The sequence below is a fragment of the Nocardia sp. NPDC004168 genome (assembly GCF_040610355.1).
Taxonomy (GTDB): Bacteria; Actinomycetota; Actinomycetes; order Mycobacteriales; family Mycobacteriaceae; genus Nocardia; species Nocardia sichangensis.
Genome location: NZ_JBEXME010000040.1, coordinates 1 through 26,922, shown reverse-complemented (window position 1 = coordinate 26,922; position 26,922 = coordinate 1). Strand labels below are relative to the sequence as shown.

18 protein-coding genes, 3 rRNA genes and 1 pseudogene are annotated in these 26,922 nt (G+C 67.0%); 1 reads left to right on the top strand and 21 read right to left on the bottom strand.

Annotated elements, in window-relative coordinates; genetic code table 11:
* Positions 1–8: 8 nt before the first annotated feature.
* From der to steA, 12 genes are all read right to left on the bottom strand, one after another.
* On the bottom strand, positions 9–1,427 hold the full coding sequence (der, locus tag ABZW96_RS34740) for a ribosome biogenesis GTPase Der (RefSeq protein ID WP_355080744.1): 1,419 nt from the start codon (positions 1,425–1,427) through the stop codon (positions 9–11).
* A complete protein-coding gene (gene cmk, locus ABZW96_RS34735) occupies positions 1,424–2,101 on the bottom strand; it encodes a (d)CMP kinase (RefSeq protein WP_355080779.1) in 678 nt (225 codons plus the stop codon). Before cmk ends, der begins: the two co-directional genes overlap by 4 nt.
* A gap of 65 nt (positions 2,102–2,166) precedes the next feature.
* Entirely contained in the window at positions 2,167–3,240 is a 1,074-nt protein-coding gene (locus ABZW96_RS34730; RefSeq protein WP_355080742.1) for a pseudouridine synthase, read from the bottom strand.
* Between the two features lie 9 nt (positions 3,241–3,249).
* Positions 3,250–3,906 (bottom strand): SMC-Scp complex subunit ScpB, encoded by a 657-nt coding sequence (gene scpB / locus ABZW96_RS34725; protein ID WP_355080740.1) that lies wholly within the window; start codon positions 3,904–3,906, stop codon positions 3,250–3,252.
* A 55-nt stretch (positions 3,907–3,961) separates the two neighbouring features.
* A complete protein-coding gene (locus ABZW96_RS34720; RefSeq protein WP_355080777.1) occupies positions 3,962–4,768 on the bottom strand; it encodes a segregation/condensation protein A in 807 nt (268 codons plus the stop codon).
* 548 nt (positions 4,769–5,316) lie between these two features.
* Positions 5,317–6,291, bottom strand: coding sequence for a ParA family protein (locus tag ABZW96_RS34715; RefSeq protein WP_355080738.1), 975 nt, complete (start codon positions 6,289–6,291; stop codon positions 5,317–5,319).
* A 160-nt stretch (positions 6,292–6,451) separates the two neighbouring features.
* A complete protein-coding gene (locus tag ABZW96_RS34710) occupies positions 6,452–6,916 on the bottom strand; it encodes a cupin domain-containing protein (protein ID WP_355080736.1) in 465 nt (154 codons plus the stop codon).
* Positions 6,917–7,055: 139 nt separating this feature from the next.
* Entirely contained in the window at positions 7,056–8,000 is a 945-nt protein-coding gene (gene xerD, locus ABZW96_RS34705; protein ID WP_355080735.1) for a site-specific tyrosine recombinase XerD, read from the bottom strand.
* A gap of 6 nt (positions 8,001–8,006) precedes the next feature.
* Positions 8,007–8,666, bottom strand: coding sequence for an NUDIX hydrolase (locus ABZW96_RS34700; RefSeq protein WP_355080733.1), 660 nt, complete (start codon positions 8,664–8,666; stop codon positions 8,007–8,009).
* Positions 8,667–8,670: 4 nt separating this feature from the next.
* Positions 8,671–10,392: a CTP synthase gene (locus tag ABZW96_RS34695; RefSeq protein ID WP_355080731.1), complete on the bottom strand. Its 1,722-nt coding sequence runs from the start codon at positions 10,390–10,392 to the stop codon at positions 8,671–8,673.
* A 223-nt stretch (positions 10,393–10,615) separates the two neighbouring features.
* Entirely contained in the window at positions 10,616–11,560 is a 945-nt protein-coding gene (locus tag ABZW96_RS34690; RefSeq protein ID WP_355080729.1) for a copper transporter, read from the bottom strand.
* Positions 11,561–11,568: 8 nt separating this feature from the next.
* Entirely contained in the window at positions 11,569–12,783 is a 1,215-nt protein-coding gene (steA, locus tag ABZW96_RS34685) for a putative cytokinetic ring protein SteA (RefSeq protein ID WP_355080727.1), read from the bottom strand.
* A gap of 1,280 nt (positions 12,784–14,063) precedes the next feature.
* On the opposite strand from steA, the gene ABZW96_RS34680 reads away from it, so the two are divergent.
* A complete protein-coding gene (locus ABZW96_RS34680) occupies positions 14,064–14,483 on the top strand; it encodes an SRPBCC family protein (RefSeq protein ID WP_355080725.1) in 420 nt (139 codons plus the stop codon).
* 9 nt (positions 14,484–14,492) lie between these two features.
* Here the strand turns inward: ABZW96_RS34680 and recN are convergent, their stop codons facing one another.
* The 9 genes and pseudogenes from recN to ABZW96_RS34635 all read right to left on the bottom strand — a co-directional run.
* Positions 14,493–16,277: a DNA repair protein RecN gene (gene recN, locus ABZW96_RS34675; RefSeq protein WP_355080724.1), complete on the bottom strand. Its 1,785-nt coding sequence runs from the start codon at positions 16,275–16,277 to the stop codon at positions 14,493–14,495.
* On the bottom strand, positions 16,255–17,214 hold the full coding sequence (locus ABZW96_RS34670; protein WP_355080722.1) for an NAD kinase: 960 nt from the start codon (positions 17,212–17,214) through the stop codon (positions 16,255–16,257). The genes recN and ABZW96_RS34670 overlap by 23 nt, the downstream gene beginning before the upstream one ends.
* Complete coding sequence (locus ABZW96_RS34665) at positions 17,211–18,032, bottom strand: TlyA family RNA methyltransferase (RefSeq protein ID WP_355080720.1); 822 nt, start codon at positions 18,030–18,032, stop codon at positions 17,211–17,213. The genes ABZW96_RS34670 and ABZW96_RS34665 overlap by 4 nt, the downstream gene beginning before the upstream one ends.
* Position 18,033: 1 nt before the next feature.
* Positions 18,034–18,336: a hypothetical protein gene (locus ABZW96_RS34660; protein ID WP_355080718.1), complete on the bottom strand. Its 303-nt coding sequence runs from the start codon at positions 18,334–18,336 to the stop codon at positions 18,034–18,036.
* Positions 18,337–18,349: 13 nt separating this feature from the next.
* Complete coding sequence (locus ABZW96_RS34655) at positions 18,350–19,240, bottom strand: HAD-IIA family hydrolase (RefSeq protein ID WP_355080717.1); 891 nt, start codon at positions 19,238–19,240, stop codon at positions 18,350–18,352.
* A gap of 858 nt (positions 19,241–20,098) precedes the next feature.
* A pseudogene (locus ABZW96_RS34650) lies at positions 20,099–21,163 on the bottom strand (hypothetical protein); the annotation flags it as partial.
* Between the two features lie 662 nt (positions 21,164–21,825).
* A 5S ribosomal RNA gene (gene rrf / locus ABZW96_RS34645) occupies positions 21,826–21,942 on the bottom strand.
* Positions 21,943–22,086: 144 nt separating this feature from the next.
* Positions 22,087–25,200: ribosomal RNA gene (locus ABZW96_RS34640) — 23S ribosomal RNA — on the bottom strand.
* A 326-nt stretch (positions 25,201–25,526) separates the two neighbouring features.
* Positions 25,527–26,922, bottom strand: a 16S ribosomal RNA gene (locus ABZW96_RS34635); the annotation flags it as partial.

Genomic DNA, 26,922 nt, shown 5'->3' with positions numbered 1-26,922 from the left:
GTCGTCGCCTATTTCTTCGAACGATCCCGCTTCTCCCGCACCCGCACCGAGATGCGGACCGGCGAGCCGTCGAAACCGAACTCCTCGCGCAACCTGCGCTCCAGGAAGCGCCGGTAGCCTGCCTCCAGGAAGCCGGTGGTGAACAGCACGAACGTGGGCGGCCGGGTGGTCGCCTGGGTGGCGAACAGCACGCGGGGCAGCCTGCCGCCGCGCATCGGCGGCGGGGTCGCCGCGATCACTTCCTTCAGCCAGGTGTTGAGCCTGCCCGTCGGAATGCGCTTGTCCCAGGACTCGAGCGCGGTTTCCATCGCGGGCACCAGCTTCTGCACCGCGCGGCCGGTGTGCGCGGAGATGTTCACTCGCTGCGCCCACGGCACCCGGACCAGCTCGCGGTCGACCTCACGCTCTAGTTGCAGCCGACGATCCTCGTCGACCAGGTCCCACTTGTTGAACGCCAGCACCAATGCCCGCCCGGAATCGGCGACCAGGCTGATCACCCGCAGATCCTGTTCTGTGATCGGCTGCGAGGCGTCGACCAGCATGATCGCCACCTCCGATGCCTCCAGCGCCGACTTGGTGCGCAGCGAGGCGTAGAACTCGGTGCCGCTGGCATTGGACACCTTGCGGCGCAACCCCGCGGTATCGATGAACTTCCAGACCTTGCCGCCCAGTTCGACGAGGGAGTCGACCGGGTCGACCGTGGTGCCCGCGACATCGTGCACCACGGAGCGCTCGTCGTTCGCCAGCTTGTTGAGCAGGCTCGACTTGCCGACGTTCGGCTTGCCGACCAGCGCCACGCGACGCGGGCCGACGCCGCCGGTTCCCTCGCGCGGAGTCTCGGGAAGCACCTCGAGCACGTCGTCGAGCAAGTCGCCGGTGCCACGGCCGTGGGCGGCGCTGACCATGCGCGGCTCGCCGAGTCCCAGCGACCACAGCGCCGCCGCTTCCGCTTCCACCCGCTGGTCGTCGACCTTGTTGGCGACCAGGATCACCGGGACGGCGGAGCGGCGCAGCTTCTTCACGGCCGCCTCGTCGGTGGCGGTGGCGCCCACCACCGCGTCGACCACGAGCAGGATCGCGTCGGCGGTGTGCATGGCCAGTTCGGCCTGGCGGGCCACCGATTGCTGCAGGCCCTTCGCGTCGGGCTCCCAGCCGCCGGTGTCCTGGACCAGGAAACGCCGACCCGCCCAGTTCGCCTCGTAGGACACGCGGTCGCGGGTCACGCCAGGAATGTCCTCCACGACCGCCTCGCGGCGGCCGAGGATGCGGTTCACCAGCGTCGACTTGCCCACGTTCGGGCGGCCGACCACGGCCAGCGTCGGCATCGCGACGTGCGCCGCGTCCTCGAATTCGCCCTCCAGGTCGGCGAGCTCCCAGTCGGCTTCGTCGCTCCAGACGCCGTCGCCTGCGAGTACGTCCCCACTCATCGGTCCCCTCCGGCTCCACACGTCGAGACCTGCTGCGCGACAACGCGATACAGCTCGTCGATAACCTCGTCCATGGACAGTTCGCTGGTGTCTACCGGTACCGCGTCCTCGGCGGGGCGCAGCGGGGACACCTTGCGGGTCGAGTCGAGGGTGTCGCGGCGCTGCACGTCGGCGAGCACGCCCGCGTAGTCGTCGCCCCTGCCCTCGGCGATGTTCTGCTGATTGCGCCGGTGCGCCCGCGCCTCGGCGGACGCGGTCAGGTAGATCTTGGCGTCGGCGGCGGGCAGCACGACGGTGCCGATGTCGCGTCCCTCCACCACGATCCGCCCCGCGGCCGCCGTGATGTCGCGCTGCATGGCGACGAGCAGCTCACGCACCTCGGGCACCGCGGAGACCGCCGAAACCGCCTTGGTGACCGCGTCGCCGCGAATCTCCGACCGCACATCCTCGCCGTCCAGCTCGATCACCTCGCGGCTGGGATCGGTGCCGATGGACAGCGGCAGCTCCTTGACCGCGGCGCCGATGGCCGCGGAGTCGGTCAGTTCGATGCCCGCCCGCAGCACGCGCAGCGTCGCCACCCGGTACATCGCGCCGGTGTCGAGGTACCTGGCGCCGAGCCGGGTGGCCAGGCGCCGGGACACGCTGGACTTCCCGGTACCCGACGGCCCGTCCATGGCGACCACCAGCGGGCTCGGACCGGCCAACCGCGCCGGCGCCTGCACCGGGATCTCCACACCGTTCACAACGACACCGCCTCGTAGAGTTTGCCGATTTCATCGCGGCCGAGTACGCGCAGCGTGCCGGGCCGCTGGTCGCCCAGCGCGACCGGGCCGATATGAGTGCGGACCAGCCGGATGACCGGATGACCCACCGCGTCGAGCAGGCGGCGCACGATGTGCTTGCGCCCTTCGTGCAACACCACCTTCACCAGAGAACGTCCCTCCCCCAGCTCGAGCACCTGGAAACGGTCCACCTTGGCGGGACCGTCCTCCAGCTCCAGGCCTTCCTTCAACCGCTTGCCGACCGCGCGATTGTTGACCTCGCCGTGCACCGTCGCCAGATAGGTCTTGGAGACCTCGAAGGACGGGTGCATCAGCCGATGCGCCAGATCGCCGTCGTTGGTGAGCAGCAGCAGGCCCTCGGTGTCGGCGTCGAGTCGCCCGACATGGAACAGCCGCTGACCCGCGGCGATACGCTCGGCCACGATGTCACCGACGCAGGGGCGCCCCAGATCGTCGGACATGGTGGACTGCCAGCCCTTGGGCTTGTTCAGCGCGACGTGCACCAGTTCCTCGCGCACCACCACGCGCGTGCCGTCGACGCGCACCACCGCGTGCTGCGGGTCGATACGCAGGCCCTGCTCGCGCACGATCATGCCGTCGACCTCGACGCGGCCCTGCGCGATCATCTCCTCGGCGGCCCGGCGCGAGGCCACGCCCGCCTTGGCGAGAACCTTCTGCAACCGCTCCCCCTCGCCCCACGGGAGCTTGGTGTGACCGCCGGACGAGTCCGGCTCCACGTTCTGGTGGCGCGCGGGCTTGGCGTTGCTCAGCAGCGGCGGCGGCGCGACCTGCCGCTGCGGCTTGGGCTTCTTCTTGCTCGCGGCCGCGTGCCGCTGCGGGTTCGGAACCGGGGCGGATCCGCGTCGGTCCGCTCGGCCCCCGCCGCCCTGCTGGGCGCCGCGGGCGGCGATACCCCGTTGGGCCGAACGAGCGTCGCGTGAGCTGGAGTTGCGGCTCGCGCCGCCTCGTTCGGGCTGTGCGCCGCGTTTCCTACGATCCGGTGTGCCATCTCGGCGAGCGGGCGTATTCATGGTGTCCTGTCATTCTTCGGTGCCGAGGTCCAAATCGGCCTCGGCGGGTTTCCTCAACCTGGTGTACCGGGGGTCCGTCTCCAGGCTCTCGTTGATCTCGTCGATCAGGTCGACGCCCGGAAGCAGGGGCGCCAGGGGTGGCAGATCGCTCAGCGAAGCGAGTCCGATCCGTTCCAGGAACAGCTCGGTGGTGCGGTACAGCGTCCCGTTGGTCTCCGGGTCCACGCCTGCCTCGGCGATCAGACCCCTGGCCAGCAGGGTGCGCATCACCCCGTCGACGTTCACGCCGCGCACCGCGCTGACCCTGGTCCTGGTCACCGGCTGACGGTATGCCACCACCGCCAGCGTCTCCAAGGCCGCCCGGGTCAGTTTCGATCGGGAGCCGTCGAGCAGCATCCGCTCCACATACGGCGCGTACTCGCTGCGAGTATAGAAGCGCCAGCCGTCACCGACGAAACGCAGATCTATCCCACTGGATCGCGCCGAGAGCTCAGCGGACATTTCACGCAGGGTCCGCTCGACGCGTTCGGTGCTGTCGCCCAATGCGGCCGCGAGCTGGTCTACCGGCGCGGGAACGTCCACGACCAGCAGCATGGCCTCCAGCGCCGAACGGAAATCGGCGTCCGCGAGCGGTTCGGGGGTGAGTTCCACCACTGCCTCACTCACGACCGCGCCTCACCGGAGTTCGCCTCCGCCGTGCGCGAACGCGCGCTGTGCTCGCTCACCCGTAGTCCTCCTCGATAGTCACGGTGTCCACCTGTTGCGCGGCCTCGTCGCCGATCCAGCTGACCGCCAAGGGACCGAGCGGATCGGGCTGATCGAACTCGATCGTCTTGCCGCGATACAGCTCGAGCAGCGCCAGGAAGCGGGCGACGATCTGGACCGGTACCTCACAGTCGGCGACCAGCTCGCCGAAGGATGTCCACGCACCCGCACCACGCTGTTTGAGCCGCTCCAGCACCAGTGCCGCCTGCTCGGCCACCGAGATCGCGTGCGTGTGCAAGTGGTCGAGCCCGACCTTGGGTACCGGACGGGGCCGGAAGGCCGCCGCGGCGATCGCGGCGAACTCGGCCGCCCCGACACCAAGCCTAACCTCGGGCAGCAGACCGGCGTAGCGCTCCTCCAGGCCGACCGCGCGCGGATAGCGGCGCAGCGCGGCCGCCTCCAGTTCGCCGAGCAGTTCGGCGACCTGCTTGAACGCGCGGTACTGCAGCAGCCGGGCGAACAGCAGGTCGCGCGCCTCGAGCAGTTCGAGGTCCTCGGCGTCGGTCATCTCGCCGGACGGCAGCAGGCGCGCCGCCTTCAGATCGAGCAAGGTGGCGGCGACGACCAGGAATTCCGTGGTCTGGTCCAGGATCTTGTCCGCGCGCAAGGTGTTCTGCCGCGCCATGTTCGCGGTCAGCGCCTTGGTGTAGGCGATGAACTCGTCGGTGACCTTGTGCAACGCCACCTCGGTGACGTCCAGCTTGCGCGAACTGATCAGGGTGAGCAGCAGGTCGAACGGCCCCTCGAAGTTGCTGAGTCGCAGCCGGAATCCGGACGCGTGCGGCTCGGCCGTCGGCTGTTCTTTCGCCTCCGACGTGCCGGGCGAGGGATCGGATGCGTCCGATGTGTCCGGCGGAAAGCCAGAGGCGTCCGACCCGCCGGGCGTAGCCGACGCACGGCCACGTGCATCCGGCACGTCTGACGAACGGCCCGGTGCGTCCGGCACGTCAGCGGGCCGATCGCCCACTGTCTCGGAGTCCTCCCGCGCGACATCCTCGGTGGGCTGCGTGGATGGTTTCGGAGACGGTTCGTCCGCGCTGTCCCGTGCCGGGGAGGCCTCCGCCTCCGGTGCGGGCCGAGGCGTGGCGCCTCCGACGACGGCCGGGTTCGCGCGCCGGGGGGCAGCGTCCCGGCCTGCGGCGATGAATGCGGCGGCCGCGTTGCCGAGTGCGGGACCCCGCCCAGGGCCGGCCGGGTCCGGCCCACGAGAATCGGACGCGCGGTCGTCCGGCGTGGATGTCGATCCCGCCGCGGAAGACCCTTGGCCGGACGGGTTGTGGTGGGACGCAGACGAAGGGTCCGAGTGGACGGTCACCGGCCGGATCGGTGGATGACTTCCCGAGCCATCGACCGATACGCCTCGGCGCCACTGGATTTCGGCGCCCACGTGGTGATCGGCTCGCCCGCGACGCTGGCGTCCGGGAAACGGACGGTGCGCGCGATGGCGGTGTCGTAGACCAGGTCACCGAACACCTCGACGACCCGCGCCATGACCTGGCGGGAATGCAGCAGTCGAGAGTCGAACATGGTGACCACTATTCCGTACAGGCTCAACCGCGGATTCAACCGGTCCCGCACCTTCTCGACGGTGTCGTTGAGCAGCGCGAGCCCGCGCAGCGAGAAGTACTCGCATTCCATCGGGATGATCACGCCGTCCGAGCAGGCCAAGGCGTTGACCGTGAGCAGACCGAGCGAAGGCTGGCAGTCGATGAGGATGTAGTCGTAGCGGTTGCGGATCGGCTCCAGCGCGCGGCCGAGCGACTGTTCCCGGCCCACTTCGTTGACCAACTGGATCTCGGCGGCGGAAAGGTCGATATTGCTTGGCAGCAGGTCCATGTTCGGGACCCTGGTCTGCATCAGCACGTCGTCGATCGACACCTTGGAACCGATGAGCAGGTTGTGCACGGTCAGGTCGAGATCGTGGTGGGCGACGCCGAGACCCGCCGACAGCGCGCCCTGCGGGTCCAGGTCGACGAGCAGGACGCGACGGCCGTATTCGGCCAGTGCGGCACCGAGATTGATGGTGGAGGTGGTCTTGCCGACGCCGCCCTTCTGGTTGCACATGGCCACGATCAGCGCGTCACCGTGCTGGCCGACCGGCGGCGGGTCCGGCACCAGCCGCAACGGCCGTCCGGTCGGGCCGAGCGTCGCGTCCTCCGGGACCGGCTCCACTCCATGGCCCCACAGCGTTTCCGCCGCGGCGTCCGAGTACGGACCCGGTCGCGAGCCCGTAAGCGGCTCCGCCCCAGCACCCATCGGCGGCTCTGCCGCGCCGGCTGTCGTCACGATCCGCTGCTCCTTATACGTCCTTGCCGGTTGCCTCGCCGAGCGTAGCGAGGCCGATCGGTGCCGACCTCGCTTTCGTGCGGTCCAGCTCTCGATAGACGCTACCGCTTGACGGCACTCGAGTGCCGCGCCTGCGCGCGGCGTGTTCGTGCCGCGCTGGTCAGCGCCACTGCGGTCCGCCATCGAAATGAACGTCGAACCGGTCGTGCAACTCGTTCATGCTGTCCCAGTCCGCCTCCCCGCGCGCGATCCGGCCGAGTTGCCGGAAGTACTCGAAGCGGACGATACCGGGTGTGAGCACAGCCAGAAACTCGGCGGGCCCTTCGGCGGTGGCCCCGAAGGCGTGCACCGTGCCCGGCGGAACCACCACCAGACCACCTTCGCTCACCGCGGTTCTGGCGCCGTCGACGAGAAAATCCATTGTGCCGCCCAGCACATAGAAGATCTCGGTCGACTTCGTGTGATGGTGCGGCCGGGTGCCGTCCGCACCCGCGGCCAGGGTCAGCCGATTGGCGCCGAAGAGCCCTTCGGAGTTCTCGCTGTCCTCCAACAGCCGGAAGGAGCCGCCGCCGGGCAACGGAATCGCCTCGACATCGGACTCGTGGACGATGAAAGACTTTGCCATGCAATTCACCTCGCGTTGTGGTCGGGAACCGAGCCGTCGGTGACAGCACCGCGCTCACCCGGCGAACCAGCACAACCGGACTACAGTCCACTTTGTTCCGTCACATCGCGCACGCGAAGTTCCCGACGCGTGCAACGGATTACCGGGCGCGGGGATGCGCGGTGGCCCAGACCTCGCGCAGGGTGTTGACCGTCACCAAGGTATAGATCTGGGTCGTGGTCACCGAGGCGTGGCCCAGCAATTCCTGCACCACCCGCACATCGGCGCCGCCGTCGAGCAGATGGGTGGCGAAGGAATGGCGCAGGGTGTGCGGTGACACCGCGGCCGCGATGCCCGCGCGTTCGGCGGCGGTGTGCAGGACCTGCCAGGCACTCTGCCGGGACAGCCGGGCGCCGCGTACATTCAGGAACAGGGCTCCCGCGTTGGCTTTTCCGCGTGCGGCGAGCACGGGCCTTCCCCGCACCAGATACGCGTCCACGGCGGCGAGCGCGGGCCGCCCGATCGGCACAAGACGCTGTTTCCCGCCCTTGCCGCGCAGGACGACCGCCCGTTCCTCGATGTCGAGATCATCGACGTCCAGCCCGACCGTTTCCGAGATCCTGGCGCCGGTGGAATACAGCAATTCAAGCAGTGCGCGGTCACGCAGGCCGCGTGGTCCGCCGTCTACGCCCGCAGCGGGATCGCCTTGGCCGCCGCCCGCCGCCTCCAGCAGTTTCAGCACCTGGTCGTAGGGCAGCGCCTTGGGCAACCTGCGCCCCGGCGCGGGCGGCTTCACCGCGTGCGCCACATCGGTGTCGGTCAAACCCTCCGCGGCGGCGAAGCGATGCCAGCCGCGCACCGCGATCAGCGCGCGGGCCACCGAACTCGCCGCCAGCGGCGGGTGCCCGGGGCCGCCCGAGCGCAGCGCCATGGTGAACTCCGCGACGTCGGACTCGTCGACCCGGTCGAGCGAGCCGATGCCGCGCCCGGTCAGGAAGTCCAGATACCGACCGAGATCACGCCGGTAGGCGTTCAGGGTGTTGGGCGCGACGCCGCGCTCGACGGTGAGGTGGTCGAGATAGGTGTCGAGCTCGCGACCGAGCACCTCCGGTCAGTCTTCGGACTTCTGGGCCGCCTTGCGGCGGAGGAAATTCGTCGGCTGCCCGTCCCATGGGGCGTCCGGCGGCCGCGGTTCGATGCCGTCCGCCCGCGCGGCCGCCAGGGCGAGCACGCCGGCGACCGCGGTGGCGTTGACGATCTCCCCGCTCAACGCCGCGCGGACCGCCGCGTCGACCGGCATGCGGACCACTTCCAGGTCCGCCTCCTCGAATTCCGGCTCCGGACGATCGGTTTCGTACAACCCGCGAGCCAGGTAGATCCGCAACGCTTCGTCGGTGAACCCGGGCGAGAGCGCCACGTCCACCAGGACCGCCCATTCCCGGGCGGCCAGCCCGGTCTCCTCGGCCAGCTCACGACGCGCCGCGAGCAGCGGGTCCTCCCCGGGCACGTCGAGCAAACCGGCGGGCAGTTCGAGCAGCCGCCTGCCGATCGGATGACGGTACTGGTTGATCAGCACCACGTTGCCGTCGTCGTCGATCGCGGCGACCGCGACGGCGCCGTGGTGCTCGATCACCTCGCGCTCGACGACCCGGCCACCCGGCATCCGCACCTGGTCGAGCCGCAACGCGAGGATCGCGCCGCTGTAGACGGTTCTGCTGGATTCGATCTCGAAGTCGTGGCTGCCCGGCTCGGCAGCGCCCCCGTTGGTCATGCCACTACGCCTGTTCCGCCGCACCCGCCAGTTCTTCGCCCGGAATGTCCACCGGAAGTCGTTCGGCCGCTTTGTATTTCAGCGCCGCCGAGATGAGCGCCGCGAACAGCGGATGCGGGCGGGTCGGCCGGCTCTTCAATTCAGGGTGCGCCTGCGTGGCGACGAAGAACGGATGCACGTCGGCGGGCAGCTCGACGAACTCGACCAGGTGCCCGTCCGGCGAGGTGCCGCTGAACTTCAAGCCGCTCTCGGCGACCTTGTCGCGATAGGCGTTGTTCACCTCGTAACGGTGGCGATGACGCTCGGAGACGTGCTCGCTGCCGTAGGCCTGGGCGACGACCGAGCCCTTCTCCAGGGTCGCCGGGTAGGCGCCGAGCCGCATGGTGCCGCCGAGGTCGGCCTCACCTGCCACGGCCTGCTCCTGGTCGGCCATGGTGGAGATGACGGGGTGCGGCGTGTCCGGTTCGAATTCGGCCGAGTTGGCCTCCGCCAGCCCCACCGTGCGCGCCGCCTCGATCACGACGCACTGCAATCCGAGACACAAGCCGAGCAGCGGAATGCCGCGGGTACGCGCGTAGTGGATCGCGCCGACCTTGCCCTCGATGCCGCGGATGCCGAAGCCGCCGGGAATCAGCACGGCGTCCACGTCGCGCAGCGCGTGCTGCGCGCCCGCGGGAGTCTCGCACTCGTCGGAGGGCACCCAGCGGATGTTCACCTTGGCCCGCGAGGCGAACCCGCCCGCGCGCAGCGCCTCGGTGACCGAGAGGTACGCGTCGGGCAGATCGACGTACTTACCGACCAGCGCGACCTCGACCGTCTCGCGCGGCGCGTGCACCCGGTCGAGCAGGTCGCCCCACACCGTCCAGTCCACGTCGCGGAACGGCAGGCCCAGCCTGCGCACCACGTAGGCGTCCAGGCCCTCCCGGTGCAGCACCCGCGGGATGTCGTAGATCGACCGCGCGTCCGGCGTGGAGATGCAGGCGTCGACCTCGACGTCGCACATCAGCGCGATCTTGCTCTTCAGCCCTTGCGGGACCTCACGGTCGCAGCGCAGGATCAGCGCGTCGGGCTGGATGCCGATATTGCGCAGCGCCGCCACCGAGTGCTGGGTCGGCTTGGTCTTCAGCTCCCCGGAGGGCGCCAGGTAGGGCACCAACGAGACGTGCAGGAAGAAGACGTTGTCCCGGCCGACGTCGTGGCGGATCTGGCGGGCGGCCTCCAGGAACGGCTGCGACTCGATGTCGCCGACGGTGCCGCCGATCTCGGTGATCACCACGTCCGGCGTCTGGCCCTGCAGATCCGGGCCGCGCATCGCGAGGATCCGGCTCTTGATCTCGTCGGTGATGTGCGGGATCACCTGCACCGTGTCGCCGAGATACTCGCCGCGGCGCTCCTTGGCGATGACCGACGAATAGATTTGCCCGGTGGTCACGTTCGCGTCGCGGGACAGGTCCCGGTCGAGGAAGCGCTCGTAGTGGCCGACGTCCAGGTCGGTCTCCGCGCCGTCCTCCGTCACGAACACCTCGCCGTGCTGGAAGGGGTTCATCGTGCCGGGATCGACGTTCAGATACGGGTCGAGTTTCTGCATCGTGACGCGCAGCCCACGCGCCGTCAGCAGCTGACCGAGGCTGGAGGCGGTAAGACCTTTACCCAATGAGGAGGCGACACCACCGCTGACGAAGATGTGCTTCGTGTCCGTTCGCGCCTGAATCCGTGTTTGACCCACGGGTCTTCACGGTAACACGAATCCGCCCGTCCGTTCGAATGCCACGCGCGTTTGCCCGCCGATCGCGGGACATCGATCAGAGCCCGCGCGGCCGGACTGTGGGGCGCGTCTCGTCGCGGTCGCCGACGTGCGGAGGAAGCGGGTGCCGCGACGCCCGTGATAGCGATCGATCCGGGCCCGGCGCGCGCATCCTCCAGTTGCCCGACGACAGTCTTCCGGCTGGTCAGCCAGGCACGACGGCCAGTGTGAGCGAGGCGGCCTCGGCGCCGGTGCCGTATCGTCCGGCGCCCCCGTTGAGCTGTTCGGTGAGCGCGAGCGCGGTCGTGACCCGGCCGAGCTCGCGCTCGACATTGTCGACGGTGCTCACCTGCGCCGCGAGCGCCGCGTCGGAGCGGACCACGGCGATCGGCCCCTGCCCGTCGGCGGCGCCCGCGCGACCGGCGAGCACCACTCCCGCACCCCGGCCGCGCAGAGCGCCCGCGAAGCGCGCGGTATTCGAGCCGACGCCGTCCCGGGCCGCGGCGGCGCCATCACCGGTGATCACGACCGCGATCTGCGCGGGTCGCACCGGCGTGTCGCCGTAGGCGAGGAAGCCGCCGCCGCGCAGGGTCTCCAGCACCAGCCCGAGTTCCTCCGGGGTGCTCCGGGTTTGCCCGTTGGCCGGATCGAGCAGCAGTACCAGGCCGAGCAGATCACCGGCCATGCTGCCCTGGTCCACCGCGCCGGTACGCAGCTGCGCCCCGGCCGGGATGACGTTCGTGACGGCCGTGCGCATCCGATCGCCTTCGCTGCCGTCGGCGAACGCCTCGGTGAGCGCGATCCGTCCCGTGACGCCCGCGCCCGCGGCCGCGAGCGCTCTGGTCACCGCGTCGACGTCCCCGGGATCGGCGTCCGGGGTCGTGAACACGACGACACTGCGGTCGGCCAGCGCACCGCCGAGAATGCGGCCCGACGAACCGGCGATGAACCGGTCGGCGGCCGTGGTCTGCTCGTCGAGCAGGCGGTTCCGCTCGGTCAGTGCGTCGACCTGCTGCCGCAGGTCGGCCTTGTCCGCCCGCAAGCCCGACAGCAGATCCGCCGCGAGCGTCTGGGATCCGAGCACCACACCGATCGCGAGCGCGAGAAAGATCGCGACGATCGAGATGGCGTGCTGGCGCATCGAAATCATCGTTCTCCTCAGAATTCTCGAGCTCCGACTTGCCCCTGCGCCCACCGCGCGAAGCGGTTCCAGTTGTCCACACCCCAGTCCAGGACGTCGCCACCGCTGTTGGACGCCAGCAACACGACGATCACCGCGACCAGCGCGGCGAGCACCACCAGCGCGACGGCGACTCCGGACACGCGGTTGCGGTACAAGGTGGCCACCGCCTTGGCGTCCATCAGCTTCGTGCCCACCTTGAGCCGAGTCAGGAAGGTGGCCGGATTGCTGTCGCGGCGGCCCCGGTCGAAGAAGTCGTCGAGCGAGGCGGGCGCTCCCGCGGTGACGATCAGCGCGGCTTCGTGATGCTCGGCCAGCAGCAGCGCAAGATCGGCGGGCGAACCGGAAGACGGGAAGGTCGTCGCGCCGATGCCGAGGTCCTGGATGCGTTCGAGGCCCTTGGCGTGGCCATCGGTGTCGGCGGGCAGGATCACCTCGGCGCCGCACTTCATCGTCGCGGTGGTGATCTCCTCCGGATCGCCCACGATGACGTCGGGCCGGTATCCACGCCTGCGCAGAGTGTCCGCGCCGCGCCCCACCCCGATCAGGATGGGGGCGTATTCCTTGATGAACGGCTTGAGCCGTTGCAGATCCTCCGCGTGGTCCGGTCCGTCGGCGACGACCACCACGTGCCGTTGCTTCATCACCAGATCCAGTTCCGGGACGCCGAACCCGTCGATGAGCAGCGCGCTCTCGGTCCGGATGAACTCGATGGTGTTGCCCGCGAAGGCCTCGAGGTGATCGGCCAGACCGTTGCGCGCCTCGATCATCCGCTCCGCGATGGCAGGCCCGGTGAGCTCGATGCCCTCGACGAGCACCTCGGGTTCCTTCTTGATCAGCCGATCGGCGTAGACCACGCCACCGTCGACGCGGACCTTGACACCGTCTTTGATCCGCTTGAACGCATCCGAACTCACCGTGTCCAGCAGCAGGATCCCATGGGACACGAGCGCCTCGGGGCCCAGGTTGGGGTAACGGCCGGAGATGGACGGCGAGGTATTGATCACCGCGCCGACGCGTGCCTCGACCAGCCGGTCGGCGGTCATCCGATCGAGGTCCATCTCGTCGAGGACGACGATGTCGCCCGGCCCGACCCGGCCGAGCAGCCGCCGGGTGTCGCGATCCACCCGGGCCGTCCCGATCAGACCAGGAAGCGTTTCGGTGTTTCTCGACAACAGCGCCGGCATCTTCATGCAGCGATGATGACCGCAAACCCTCAACCATTGGTGGAGGCGCGCCGTCTCACACAGCCCCATTCGATATCACGCTATGTACTGGCAATCCCATTCGCCGACAACACCGCCGTCACTCGATTCATGAAGCAGTCCCTGCATTTGTGTAGTGAGGCAGCGAATTATTCACAAACTGCCGAAGGTCGACCATCAGGCAACGCCCCCACGATCGACCCAGTCAGCAATCGAGTTGCGAATCCCGCTTCGAGTCACACTGACGGCGCGGCACAGTGCGATTCCAGTACATAGCGAATATCTCGCTACTCATCACCGGAAGCGATCTGATGCGGAGCGACTTCGCCAGCACGCGAGAACTCACCGCGCCCATCGCTGCGGCGGAGTTCGCGCCTCGTTCACCGGTCAGCACCACTTCGCCTGCGGACGGCACACAGTCCAGCCACTGCCGTCCGGGCGTTGAGTACGAGACCAGGCCGTTTCGCCAGAGCCGTCGCTCGCACCACTTTCGTCGGGTCGCGGCATGTTCTGCCGGTGATACTCACGCAGGGCATGCTGATGTTCGTTCTGTCGCAGCGAATTCGGGTCGGAGTGTCGGTATCCGAACGGATCGATCTTGTGCCACCCCGTCGAGTCGCCGTGCGAACCCGAACGCCCTGAGTGGTCGGAGCGCGACAAGGACTCCGCGGCAGCGCCGCCCGCCGCGGCGACCGTTCCGGCGGCGAGACCGGCGACGAGCAGGGCGAATGCGCCCTTCTTCGACCTTTCCCGGCCACCTCCGGTCGCCGAGCCGCGACACCCCGGTCCCCCCGTCGCGATCGTCACCGTAAGAACACTGCGCATGATGGCCCCTTTGCCTCGGCGCTTCCCATGTTCAGCGGAATTCACCCGCCGTTCACTTACTGACTTCAATAGTAGATCACTAAACGGACATTACGGACATTGATTCGCTCGACATCTACACCAGACGCGAAAATCCCTGATACACAACCTTTGACCGCAGCGAACTACCCATCGCTCCGGGGCCATCCTCGGGTCCGGCAACCAAGATCCGCATCCGTGACTAGATATTTCACGGATATCACCAGTAGATCTGACCGGTTATGCGCTCGACGCCCGTCGTCACAGCGCATCGACTCGGACACTTCGCGCCCGGACGGCAGCGGCGCGGAACACCGGCCACCCGAACGGCTCGCCGCCGATTGTGATGCGGACGACACGATCACCGAGCCGCGCCCGCTGTACCTATATGCTGCCCGTCACACGTAACTGGAAGAGGAGAATTCATGGCCAGCACCACCGTCGACGCCGTCATCGCCGCCCCGCGTGAGGTCGTGTACCGGCTCTTCGCCGACCGCGAGAGCATAAGCCCCTACGTTCCGGTGCAGGTCAAGCTGGTCAAACCCGGCGTGACCGAGCGGGAGGGCGTCGGCGCGCAGCACCTGATCGGCCTCGGCCCGGTCGGTGTCACGGAGGAGATCACCAAGCTCGTGCCAGGTGAGCGAATGGAGTACAAGATCGTCAAGGGCGCGCCGGTGAAGCGGCACGTCGGCATCGTCACCTTCGCCGACGCCGACAACGGCACTCTCGTCTCCTACACGATGGAGTCCGATCCGTCGCTTCCGGTGCCGGCCAAGGTGCTCGAGTTCGGTTTGAAGAACCTGATCGGCCAGTTCATCAAGGGCGCGCAGAAAGCGGTGCGCTGACCCGCGCGCTCAGCGCGTGGCCACCTCGGCGCCCGCTTTCTCGGCGCGCGCCGTCGCCAGCAGTTCCTCCGCGTGTGCCCGGCCGGTCTCGGTGTCGTCGAGACCGGCCAGCATGCGCGCCAGTTCCACCACCCGCTCGTCGTTGGTGAGCGCACGGACGCCACTGTTGACAGTGCCCTTGCCGTCGTCGGATTTGTCGACCACCAGGTGGGTGTCGGCGAACGCCGCCACCTGCGGCAGATGGGTCACCACGATCACCTGGTGGGTACGCGCCAGCCGGGCCAGCCTGCGGCCGATCTCCACCGCGGCTCGCCCGCCGACGCCCGCGTCGACCTCGTCGAACACCATCGTCGCTCCATGCTCGGACCCAGCGAGCACCACCTCCAGCGCCAGCATCACCCGGGACAGCTCACCGCCGGACGCGCTCTTGCTCAACGGCAACGACTGCGCGCCCGAATGCGCGGCCAGCCGGAACTCGGCCTCATCGACGCCTGTGGACCCCGCGTGCAATTCCTTGCCGTCGACAGTGAGCGGCGCCGAGTCCTGCGCGCCCGCGAGCATCGGCCGCACCTCGACCTCCAGACGCGCCTTGCCCATGGCGAGACCACCCAGCTCGGCACTCACCGCGGTCGCGAGCTTGCCCGCCGCCTTGGTCCGCGCGGCGCTCAACTTCTTCGCCGCCTCCCGCACCCGTTCCGCGGCGGTGTCCACCTCGGCGGCCAGCTTGGCCAGCGCCTCCTCGGAAACGTCCAGCGAGCCGAGCCGGGTGCGCGCCTCCTGCGCCCAAGCCAGTACGCCATCGATGTCCGGCGCGTACTTCCGGGTCAGTGTCTTCAATTCCGCCTGGCGGGTGAGCAGCGAATCCAGCGCACCCGGGTCCGAAGGCAGGTCCGAGAGATACCCGCTCAGCTCGGTGGTCACGTCGACCACCACGGCGATGGCGTCGGCCAGGCGCGGCGCGAGCGCGACCAGCGCCGGATCGTCGGCGGCTTCGATGCGGGCGCGCGCGGCGCCGAGCGCCTCCAGCGCGCCGGAACCGTCCTCGGGCACGTCGGCAGGCCCGGCCAGCGCGCCGTGCGCGGTGGCCGCCGCCTCCCGCAGCGAGTCCAGATCGCTGAGCCTGCGCACCTCGTCGACGATGCGCACGTCTTCGCCGGGTTCCGGCGCGATGGCGTCGATTTCGTTCAACGAGTGCTCGAGTCGCTCGGCCTCGAGCGCCAGTTCCCGGCTGCGAGCGGTCCGTTCGAGCAGTTCGGTGCGGGCGTCGAGCCACGATCGGCGCAGCACCTGGTATTTCCGCAGCAGCGTACCCACCGCGTCGCCCGCGAACTGGTCCAGTGCCGACAACTGCTGGTCGGGGCGCTGCAAACGCAGCTGATCGTTCTGCCCGTGCACGGTCAGCAGGGGGGCGGTGAAATCGGCCAGCACCGAGGCTGGGACGCCGCGGCCACCGAGATGCGCACGCGAGCGACCGTCGCTGCCGACCGTGCGGATCGCGATGACGCTGCCGTCGTCGTCCTGCTCGGCCGCGGCCGCCTCCAGTACCTGCGCGACCTCCGCGCGGGCGGCGTCGTTGACGTCGTCGATGGTGAACCGGCCCTCGACCACGGCACGGGACGCGCCGAGCCGGACCCGGCCCGCGTCCGCGCGCGCACCGCTGAGCAGATGCAGGCTGGTCACCACCATCGTCTTGCCCGCGCCGGTCTCGCCGGTCAGGCAGGTCAGTCCCGCGTGGAACTGCGCGGTCGCCGTGGAAATGACGCCAAGCCCGTCAATCCTGATCTCTGTCAGCACTTGTGCTCTCCGTTCGCCGTCGGCCACGCCAGCCTGTCACGGGCAATTGGAACTTGCGCACCATCCGGTCGGCGAACGGTGCGGAGTCCAGCCGCACCCAGCGCACCGGTCGAGCGCCGCGAACCGCTTCGACCCGTCCACCGCTGGGCAGTGCGAGCGTGCGCCTGCCGTCCAGGAAAACTATCGCATCGTGTCCGGTCGCCACGGACTCGACCGCGATCCGGGAATCCGGGCTGGTCACCAGCGGTCGCGCGAACAGGGCATGGGCATTGCTCGGAATCACCAGCAACGCTTCCAGTTCCGGCCACACCACCGGGCCGCCCGCGGAGAAGGCGTAGGCGGTCGATCCGGTCGGTGTGGAGATGAGGATGCCGTCACAGCCGAACGACGAGACCGGGCGCCCGTCGACTTCCAGCACCACTTCCAGAACCCCCATGCGCGAAGCGTTCTCGATGCTCGCCTCGTTCAGCGCCCATCCGCTGTCGACGACCTCGTCCTCGATCCGCACGGTGACGTCGATGGTCATCCGGTGCTCGATCGTGTAATCACGTCGGACCACCTGCGCGAGCGCCTCGTCCAAGTGCTCGGCCTCGGCCTCGGTGAGAAAACCGATGCGGCCGAGATTGATCCCGAGCACCGGCACCCCGGCCGGGCGCGCCAACTCGGCGGCACGCAGGAACGTACCGTCGCCGCCGAGCACGAGCACCATCTCGCAGCCGACCGCCGCCTCCGCGCTGTGCTCGACCACGCGCACCGGAAAACCGCCCGGCTCGGACTCGAACCGCGTGCTGTCCGCTTCGTCGGCGAGTACACGCAGGCAGATGCCCGCGTCGGCGAAGATCTTCGCCACCCGGTGGGCGGTTTCGATGATCTCCGCGCGACCGGGATGCGACACCAGCAAGATCTCCCGGCCGCAGGGCTCGGCCAGCGCGTTCACTGTGGACCCTCCTCAACCGCACGCTCGACCAGCGCGGCGACCTGCTCACCGTCGTATTCGAACGGCCCGTCGGTACGCAACCACAAGAAGTATTCGACATTGCCGGACGGGCCCGGCAGCGGGCTCGCCACGACACCGGCGGTACGCATGCCCAGTTCCGCGGCCGCGGCCGCCACCGTGCGCACCGCCTCGGCGCGCAACGCGGGATCACGCACCACGCCGCCCGAACCGACCCGCTCCTTGCCGACTTCGAACTGCGGTTTCACCATGGGCAGCAGGTCGGCGCCCGGCGCGGCGCACGCGGCCAGCGCGGGCAGCACCAGGCTCAGCGAGATGAACGACAGGTCGCCCACCACCATTTCGACCGTGCCGCCGATGGTTTCGGGCGTCAGGTTGCGCACGTTGGTCCGATCGAACACCCGGACCCGCTCGTCGTTGCGCAGGCGCCAGACCAGCTGGCCGTAGCCGACGTCGACCGCGAGGACCTCCCGCGCCTCCCGTGCCAGCAGCACGTCGGTGAAACCGCCGGTCGAGGCGCCCGCGTCCAGACAGCGCTTACCCGCTACGGACAACCCGTCCTGCTCGAACCGCTCCAGCGCCCCGAGCAGTTTGTGCGCACCGCGCGAGGCCCACGACACCTCGTCGGGCTCGTCGCGGACCACCAGCGGGGTGCCCGTCTCGACGGCGGTCGCCGGCTTCACCGCGACCGTTCCAGCTATCAGGACGCGGCCCGCGCCGATCAGCTCGACCGCGTGTTCTCGCGATCTCGCCAACCCGCGGCGAACCAGTTCCGCGTCCACCCGCGCGCGCCTGGCCACCTCAGATCTTGTCCACCGTGGCCAAGGCCTGTACCAGCACGTCATGTGCCTGCTCCAGGATGCGAGCGCGACGGGTGATGTCGACTCCGGCTTCGGCGCTGTCGGTCGCGACTCCGCTTCGGCCGGGGAAGTCGAGTTCGGCGAGCAGGCTGTCGACCTCGCCGCGAATTCGATCCGGATCGGCAGGCTCCGGGCGCCCTTGCGCACCCGGCAGGTGCTGACCGGGCAGTGGGGCCCCTGGGCGGGGACCCGGTGCACCGGCGCCCGTACCGGGGCCGTGCGGACGAGGCGTTGGAGTAGTCATCGTGGCGTCAACGCTATCGGATTTCCGAATCGGACGCGCGGACCGTCACAGCTCGCCCCGGGTTGCGCTGAAGCATCTCACCGAGATCGGCTTCCGGCTCGGCGGCAACGACCGCGTGGTTGAGGGCGTCGAGCGAGTCGGCGACATATGTCGGGATCTGCCCGTCCGGGGCTTTCCGGAGTTCGTCCAGCGTGCTGACACCGGTGAGCACAAGCAACGAGTCCAGACCGACACGGTTGGCGCCCTCGATATCGGTGTCGAGGCGGTCGCCCACCACCAGAGCGGAGCGGGAACCGGCCCGGACGAGCGCGTCCTCCAGCAGCGGCGCATACGGTTTGCCCGCGACGATCGGCTCCCGATCGGAGGCGGCGCGCAACGCCGCGACCATCGCACCGTTACCGGGCGCGAGGCCGCGTTCGTTCGGCAGGGTCCGGTCGGTGTTGGCCGCGATCCACAGTGCGTCCGCGCGCAGGGCGTAGGCGGCTTCGGCGAGGTCCGGCCAAGAAGTGTGTGGTGAATGTCCTTGCACCACAGCGGCGGGCGCGTCCCCGTCGAAGCGCCGGATCGGCCGAAGTCCGACGCCGTCCACCTCGGCGGCCAGGTCGTCGGTGCCGACCACCAGCACGTGCGCACCCGGGTCGAGCCGCTCGGCCAACAGCCGCGCCGCTGCCTGGGCGCTGGTCACCACGTCGTCGGTGGATGCGGGAAACCCGAGTTCGGACAGATGCGCGGCCACCACCTGCGGTCCGCGGCTGGCGTTGTTGGTGACGTACACCAGCCGCTGGTCCGCCTGCCCGTCCGCCGCCAGCGCTTCCGGCGCCCCTTCGATCACCGCGTGACCGCGATACAACGTGCCGTCCAGATCCAGCAGCAGGGCTCGGTAGCGCTCTCGTAGTCGCTTCACACCACTCTCACTCCGTGTCACCGATCGGCGCCGTGCCGACGCATCACCGCCGGACCCGCCGTCCGCCGAGTCCGAGACACCGACACTACGCCAGCGAGCGGACCGGAAAGACGTGGCGTCAGCCACTCCCGCAGCGTCGGATCACATACCCCGACGGCGGTTTCCGACCAGCGGCCACGTCCTCGGTATGCCCGCGTCCACCGGGCAATTCGCTCCGGACTCGGTATCACCGGGAGCGACCCGGACACGGGGTGAGGTCATGCAGTCGAAATCGCCTCAGCGCGATGCCGACAGGCTGCACACCCCGAACGATTGAGGTCCGCATGCGCAGTGTTCTTCCGGTGACGATCGCGGCAGGGGGAGCGGGTCGTCGCGGCCCGGCGACCAGAGGCAGCCGGGAAAAGTCGAAGCAGGGGGCATCCGCGCTGCTCATCGCCGGACTCGCCGCAGGAACGGTCGCCGCGTCCGACAGAGGGCGCATTCGGACGGCCCACGATCCGCCTCGACCGGGCCGAGTCCCGGCGACGACCTCGCGGGACCGGCACAGCATGGGCAACACTCCTTCCGGACACCACAGCGCCTCGGGTTGCCCGTAATCCACGAGATGAGCCTGCCGGTTTCTCCGATCGAGACCGCGCCGCACCCGATCCGCCACGACAGACCGCGGAGGCCAACCCATCTCCCCGGGTCCGAATCGCGGCGATGACCACGCGGGACGGGCACAGCATGGGCAACACACCTTCCGGACACCACAGCGTCTCCGGTTGCCCGTAATCCACGAGGTGGGCCTGTATGCTCGGCAACTCCGCCATGACGGGCCGTCGAGGGTAGCCCGCCTCCGCGGCTGCGATCGCAGGTTCAGATGTCGGTGTCGCCCGTGAGTTCGGCGGCGCGTTCTTCGGCGTCCGTCTCCGCGTCCAAGTCTGCGGAGGCGGCGTTCAGGAACCAGGTGAGGCCCTCGTCGGTTCGTCCGGCGGCGACCAGGGCGTCGGCGTAGGCGTAGAAGAGGCGGGCCGCGGCCGAACCCGTCCGAGACGGGTCCAGATCAGAGGTCTGGAGGGTCACGACGGCCTGGTCGTACTGGCCCAGGTCCATGCGCGCGCCTGCCACGACGATGCGCAGTTCGGCGGCATCGTCGCCGCGCAGGGCGCGCGCCTCGTCACTGCGACCGAGCTCGATCGCGCGCTCGGGACGCCCCAGGCCGCGCTCGCAGTCGGCCATGACCGCGAGCAGTCCCGAGCCACCGGACATCCGGCGCGCGGTACGCAACTCCGACAAGGCCTCCGCCCATTCACCGGCGTGGTAGGCCACCACTCCCGCGGTCTCGCGCACGACCGCGATCCGCCCGGCACGCTGCCGTGCAGCCCTGGCATGCGCGAGAGCGAGCCCGGGATCGTCATCGAGCAGCCGCACCGCCATCACCAGGTGCCGGGCGACCGTCTCCGCATTGCCTTTGTCCAAGCTGAGCAGATCCCGCCGCACGGCGGGGTCGAGATCGGTCGCTTGCACCTCTTCCGGCAGATCGGGTTCTTCCGGCCGCGGCGGGCGGCGGTCGAGCGAACGGCCTCCGCCGACACGAGCGCCTTCGCCGCCCCGGCGGCGTTCCTGCGGCGCCTCACCACGCGGTGCCGATGCCTCGCGGCCCACGTCGCGCCGACCTTCCCGGTCCGGTCCCTGGCGACGGCGATCGTCGTCACGGCGCTGGAAACCGGACTCACCACGCCGTCCGGCGTCGCCGCGATCCTCGAAGTCGCCACGCCGCTTGAACGCACCCCGCTCGCCCGTTTCGCCGCGGCGGGCATCACCTCGATCGCCGAAATCGTCACGGCGACGGTCGGATCCACCGCGCGGGGAATCACCACGACGGAACCCGCCGCGACTACCCGAATCGCCGCCGGGGCGGAAGCCACCCCGCGATTCATCGCGCCGCTCTTCGGAATCACTCCTGCGTTTGAAGCCACCGCGCTCACCGGAATCCTCGTACCGCTTGGAACCACCGCGGTCGCCCGGACCGCCTCGACCGGCGGCGCCACGGCCCGTGGGCTCGTCCCGGCGCTGGAAACTCCCGCGCCTGGGCGCGTCACCACCGCGACGAAAACCACCGGTGTCACCGGGCCGGTCGCCGGAGTCCCGGCGTCCGAATCCACCGCGCTCGCCGCCGCGCTTGTCGTAACCACCGCTGTCCCCGCGACGATCGGACCCGCCGGAATTGTCTCGGCGCTGGAACCCGCCCCGGTCGGACGAACCCTCTCGTGCACCGTAACCGCCCGAATCACCGCGGCGGCCGTAGTCGCCGCGTTCCCCGGAGTCACCTCGACGGTTGAATCCCCCACCGCGGCGGCCCGCGTCCTGGCTGTCGCCTCGCCGGCCGGACCCGGAATCGGGAGCGCCGCGCCGGAAGGGCTTCCGATCGTCGTTTTGTTCCGGCACGGTGCTCCCTTTCTGTTTCGAAAAGTCGATATTGCCCACAGATTCAATCACGTACCAACGGTGGGGCGCGGGCACGGCGGCTTCGCCGAAGCTCCAACAGGTGCTCAAACGACGATAGGGGACCCAGAGTCTGGGTCCCCTATCGTGAAAGGATGTTCCGGCGGTGTCCTACTCTCCCACACCCTGTCGAGTGCAGTACCATCGGCGCTGGCAGGCTTAGCTTCCGGGTTCGGAATGGGACCGGGCGTTTCCCCACCGCTATGGCCGCCGTAACTCTATGAAACTATCCACACCCCTCCCACACTCCCACCCTGCCGGGCGCACCCACCACCACAAATGGTGGATGGGAAACGGAATGTGTTCCGGGTATCTGTGTGTTGTTTCAGATACCGCACAGTGGACGCGTAGCAACCTTTGTTGGTAAGTCCTCGGCCGATTAGTACCGGTCACCTCCACACGTTACCGTGCTTCCAGTTCCGGCCTATCAACCCCATGGTCTATAGGGGGCCTTAACCACTCGAAGGTGGTGAGAAACCTCATCTTGGAACAGGCTTCCCGCTTAGATGCTTTCAGCGGTTATCCCTTCCGAACGTAGCCAACCAGCAGTGCCCTTGGCAGGACAACTGGCACACCAGAGGTTCGTCCGTCCCGGTCCTCTCGTACTAGGGACAGCCTTCCTCAAGTTTCTGACGCGCGCGGCGGATAGAGACCGAACTGTCTCACGACGTTCTAAACCCAGCTCGCGTGCCGCTTTAATGGGCGAACAGCCCAACCCTTGGGACCTACTCCAGCCCCAGGATGCGACGAGCCGACATCGAGGTGCCAAACCATCCCGTCGATATGGACTCTTGGGGAAGATCAGCCTGTTATCCCCGGGGTACCTTTTATCCGTTGAGCGACACCGCTTCCACATGCCGGTGCCGGATCACTAGTCCCGACTTTCGTCCCTGCTCGACCCGTCAGTCTCACAGTCAAGCTCCCTTGTGCACTTGCACTCGACACCTGATTGCCAACCAGGCTGAGGGAACCTTTGGGCGCCTCCGTTACATTTTAGGAGGCAACCGCCCCAGTTAAACTACCCACCAGGCACTGTCCCTGAACCCGATCAGGGTCCGAGGTTAGAAGTCCAATACGACCAGAGTGGTATTTCAACGACGACTCCACGAACACTGGCGTGCCCGCTTCACAGTCTCCCACCTATCCTACACAAACCGTACCGAACACCAATACCAAGCTATAGTGAAGGTCCCGGGGTCTTTTCGTCCTGCCGCGCGTAACGAGCATCTTTACTCGTAATGCAATTTCGCCGAGTCTGTGGTTGAGACAGCAGAGAAGTCGTTACGCCATTCGTGCAGGTCGGAACTTACCCGACAAGGAATTTCGCTACCTTAGGATGGTTATAGTTACCACCGCCGTTTACCGGGGCTTAAATTCTCAGCTTCGCGCCCGAAAGCGCTAACCGGTCCTCTTAACCTTCCGGCACCGGGCAGGCGTCAGTCCGTATACATCGTCTTACGACTTCGCACGGACCTGTGTTTTTAGTAAACAGTCGCTTCTCTCTGGTCTCTGCGACCACACCCAGCTCGGACCGTAAAGATCGTCACCAGACGTGGTCCCCCTTCTCCCGAAGTTACGGGGGCATTTTGCCGAGTTCCTTAACCACAGTTCTCTCGATCGCCTCGGTATTCTCTACCTGACCACCTGTGTCGGTTTGGGGTACGGGCCGTGTACCAACTCACTAGAGGCTTTTCTCGGCAGCATAGGATCACTGAATTCGCCTCAATCGGCTACGCATCACCTCTCAGGCACATGTTGTGCGGATTTGCCTACACAACGCCCTACCGGCTTACACCAGGTAATCCACCACCTGGCCCAGCTACCTTCCTGCGTCACCCCATCGCTTGACTACTACAGCAGGGGTCGTGCGCAGCCGCTTCAAGCTTCCCGAAGGAAGTCCATCCACATTTGGGCACTTAGCACCACTGATTCGCCATTGGGCGCGGATACACGGGTACGGGAATATCAACCCGTTGTCCATCGACTACGCCTGTCGGCCTCGCCTTAGGTCCCGACTCACCCTGGGCGGATTAACCTGGCCCAGGAACCCTTGGTCATTCGGCGGACGAGTTTCTCACTCGTCTTTCGCTACTCATGCCTGCATTCTCACTCGCACAGCCTCCACAACTAGGTCACCCCGCTGCTTCCACGGCTGCACGACGCTCCCCTACCCATCCCAGCTCCTGGCTCGAAAGCAGAATAATGCTGGAATGCCGCGGCTTCGGCGGTGTACTTGAGCCCCGCTACATTGTCGGCGCAGGATCACTTGACCAGTGAGCTATTACGCACTCTTTCAAGGGTGGCTGCTTCTAAGCCAACCTCCTGGTTGTCTTCGCGACCCCACATCCTTTTCCACTTAGTACACGCTTAGGGGCCTTAGCCGGCGATCTGGGCTGTTTCCCTCTCGACTACGAAGCTTATCCCCCGCAGTCTCACTGCCACGCTCTCACACACCGGCATTCGGAGTTTGGCTGACTTCGGTAAGCTTGTGGGCCCCCTAGGCCATCCAGTAGCTCTACCTCCGATGTGAAACACGTGACGCTGCACCTAAATGCATTTCGGGGAGAACCAGCTATCACGGAGTTTGATTGGCCTTTCACCCCTACCCACAGCTCATCCCCTCAGTTTTCAACCTAAGTGGGTTCGGGCCTCCACGACGTCTTACCGTCGCTTCACCCTGGCCATGGGTAGATCACTCCGCTTCGGGTCCATGACATGCGACTCAAACGCCCTATTCGGACTCGCTTTCGCTACGGCTACCCCACACGGGTTAACCTCGCCACACACCGATGACTCGCAGGCTCATTCTTCAAAAGGCACGCCATCACCCCACCACAAAAGGGAAGGCTCTGACGGATTGTAAGCGTTCGGTTTCAGGTACTATTTCACTCCCCTCCCGGGGTACTTTTCACCTTTCCCTCACGGTACTAGTCCGCTATCGGTCACCAGGGAGTATTCAGGCTTACCGGGTGGTCCCGGCAGATTCACAGCAGATTTCACGGGCCCGCTGCTACTCGGGCACCCACTACAACAGAGCACGCATTTTCGCCTACGGGATTCTCACCCTCTACGACAGGCCGTTCCAGACCACTTCGACTAACACGCACTTTTCTGACTGTTGCCTACCACGGCAGTGATAGGAAAGTGAGCCCCACTACCCCACACGTGCAACACCTGCCGGCTATCACACACGCATGGTTTAGCCTCATCCGCTTTCGCTCGCCACTACTCACGGAATCACAATTGTTTTCTCTTCCTGTGGGTACTGAGATGTTTCACTTCCCCACGTTCCCTCCCCACCGCCTATATATTCAGCGGAGGGTGACACGACATCACTCGTGCCGGGTTTCCCCATTCGGAAATCCTCGGATCTCAGCTCGGTTGACAGCTCCCCGAGGCTTATCGCAGCCTCCTACGTCCTTCATCGGCTCCTGGTGCCAAGGCATCCACCGAACGCTCTTCAACACTTACAAACAAAGATGCTCGCGTCCACTGTGCAGTTCTCAAACAACACACCCACTCGAACCCGAACCCGACACCAGCCGAAGCACAAAGCCCCGCGGTATGAACCGGAGATCCGAGCGGATCGTATTTTTTGCCTGGAAAGAACGTCTGTTCTTTCAGGACCCAACAGTGTGTCGATATATCAACCACCAGCCAGCCATCGAAGACCGACCGATACGCGGAAGAAGTTGCCAGCGTTCCACCCATGAGCTCCGCAGTCCCACATTCGAGGACATGAACGGCTCTGGCACAGCCACACTCGACTGTTCGAGGTGTCTGAGCAGATGCTCCTTAGAAAGGAGGTGATCCAGCCGCACCTTCCGGTACGGCTACCTTGTTACGACTTCGTCCCAATCGCCGATCCCACCTTCGACGGCTCCCTCCCACAAGGGGTTAGGCCACCGGCTTCGGGTGTTACCGACTTTCATGACGTGACGGGCGGTGTGTACAAGGCCCGGGAACGTATTCACCGCAGCGTTGCTGATCTGCGATTACTAGCGACTCCAACTTCACGGGGTCGAGTTGCAGACCCCGATCCGAACTGAGACCGGCTTTAAGGGATTCGCTCCACCTCACGGTATCGCAGCCCTCTGTACCGGCCATTGTAGCATGTGTGAAGCCCTGGACATAAGGGGCATGATGACTTGACGTCGTCCCCACCTTCCTCCGAGTTGACCCCGGCAGTCTCCTGCGAGTCCCCACCATTACGTGCTGGCAACACAGGACAAGGGTTGCGCTCGTTGCGGGACTTAACCCAACATCTCACGACACGAGCTGACGACAGCCATGCACCACCTGTACACCGACCACAAGGGGGCCTACATCTCTGCAGGTTTCCGGTGTATGTCAAACCCAGGTAAGGTTCTTCGCGTTGCATCGAATTAATCCACATGCTCCGCCGCTTGTGCGGGCCCCCGTCAATTCCTTTGAGTTTTAGCCTTGCGGCCGTACTCCCCAGGCGGGGCGCTTAATGCGTTAGCTACGGCACGGATCCCGTGGAAGGAAACCCACACCTAGCGCCCACCGTTTACGGCGTGGACTACCAGGGTATCTAATCCTGTTCGCTACCCACGCTTTCGCTTCTCAGCGTCAGTTACTGCCCAGAGACCCGCCTTCGCCACCGGTGTTCCTCCTGATATCTGCGCATTTCACCGCTACACCAGGAATTCCAGTCTCCCCTGCAGTACTCAAGTCTGCCCGTATCGCCTGCAAGCTCACAGTTGAGCTGTGAGTTTTCACAGACGACGCGACAAACCGCCTACAAGCTCTTTACGCCCAGTAATTCCGGACAACGCTCGCACCCTACGTATTACCGCGGCTGCTGGCACGTAGTTGGCCGGTGCTTCTTCTACAGGTACCGTCACTTGCGCTTCGTCCCTGTCGAAAGAGGTTTACAACCCGAAGGCCGTCATCCCTCACGCGGCGTCGCTGCATCAGGCTTTCGCCCATTGTGCAATATTCCCCACTGCTGCCTCCCGTAGGAGTCTGGGCCGTGTCTCAGTCCCAGTGTGGCCGGTCGCCCTCTCAGGCCGGCTACCCGTCGTCGCCTTGGTAGGCCATTACCCCACCAACAAGCTGATAGGCCGCGGGCCCATCTCGCACCGATAAATCTTTCCACCCCAAGCCATGCGACAAGAGGTCATATCCGGTATTAGACCCAGTTTCCCAGGCTTATCCCGAAGTGCGAGGCA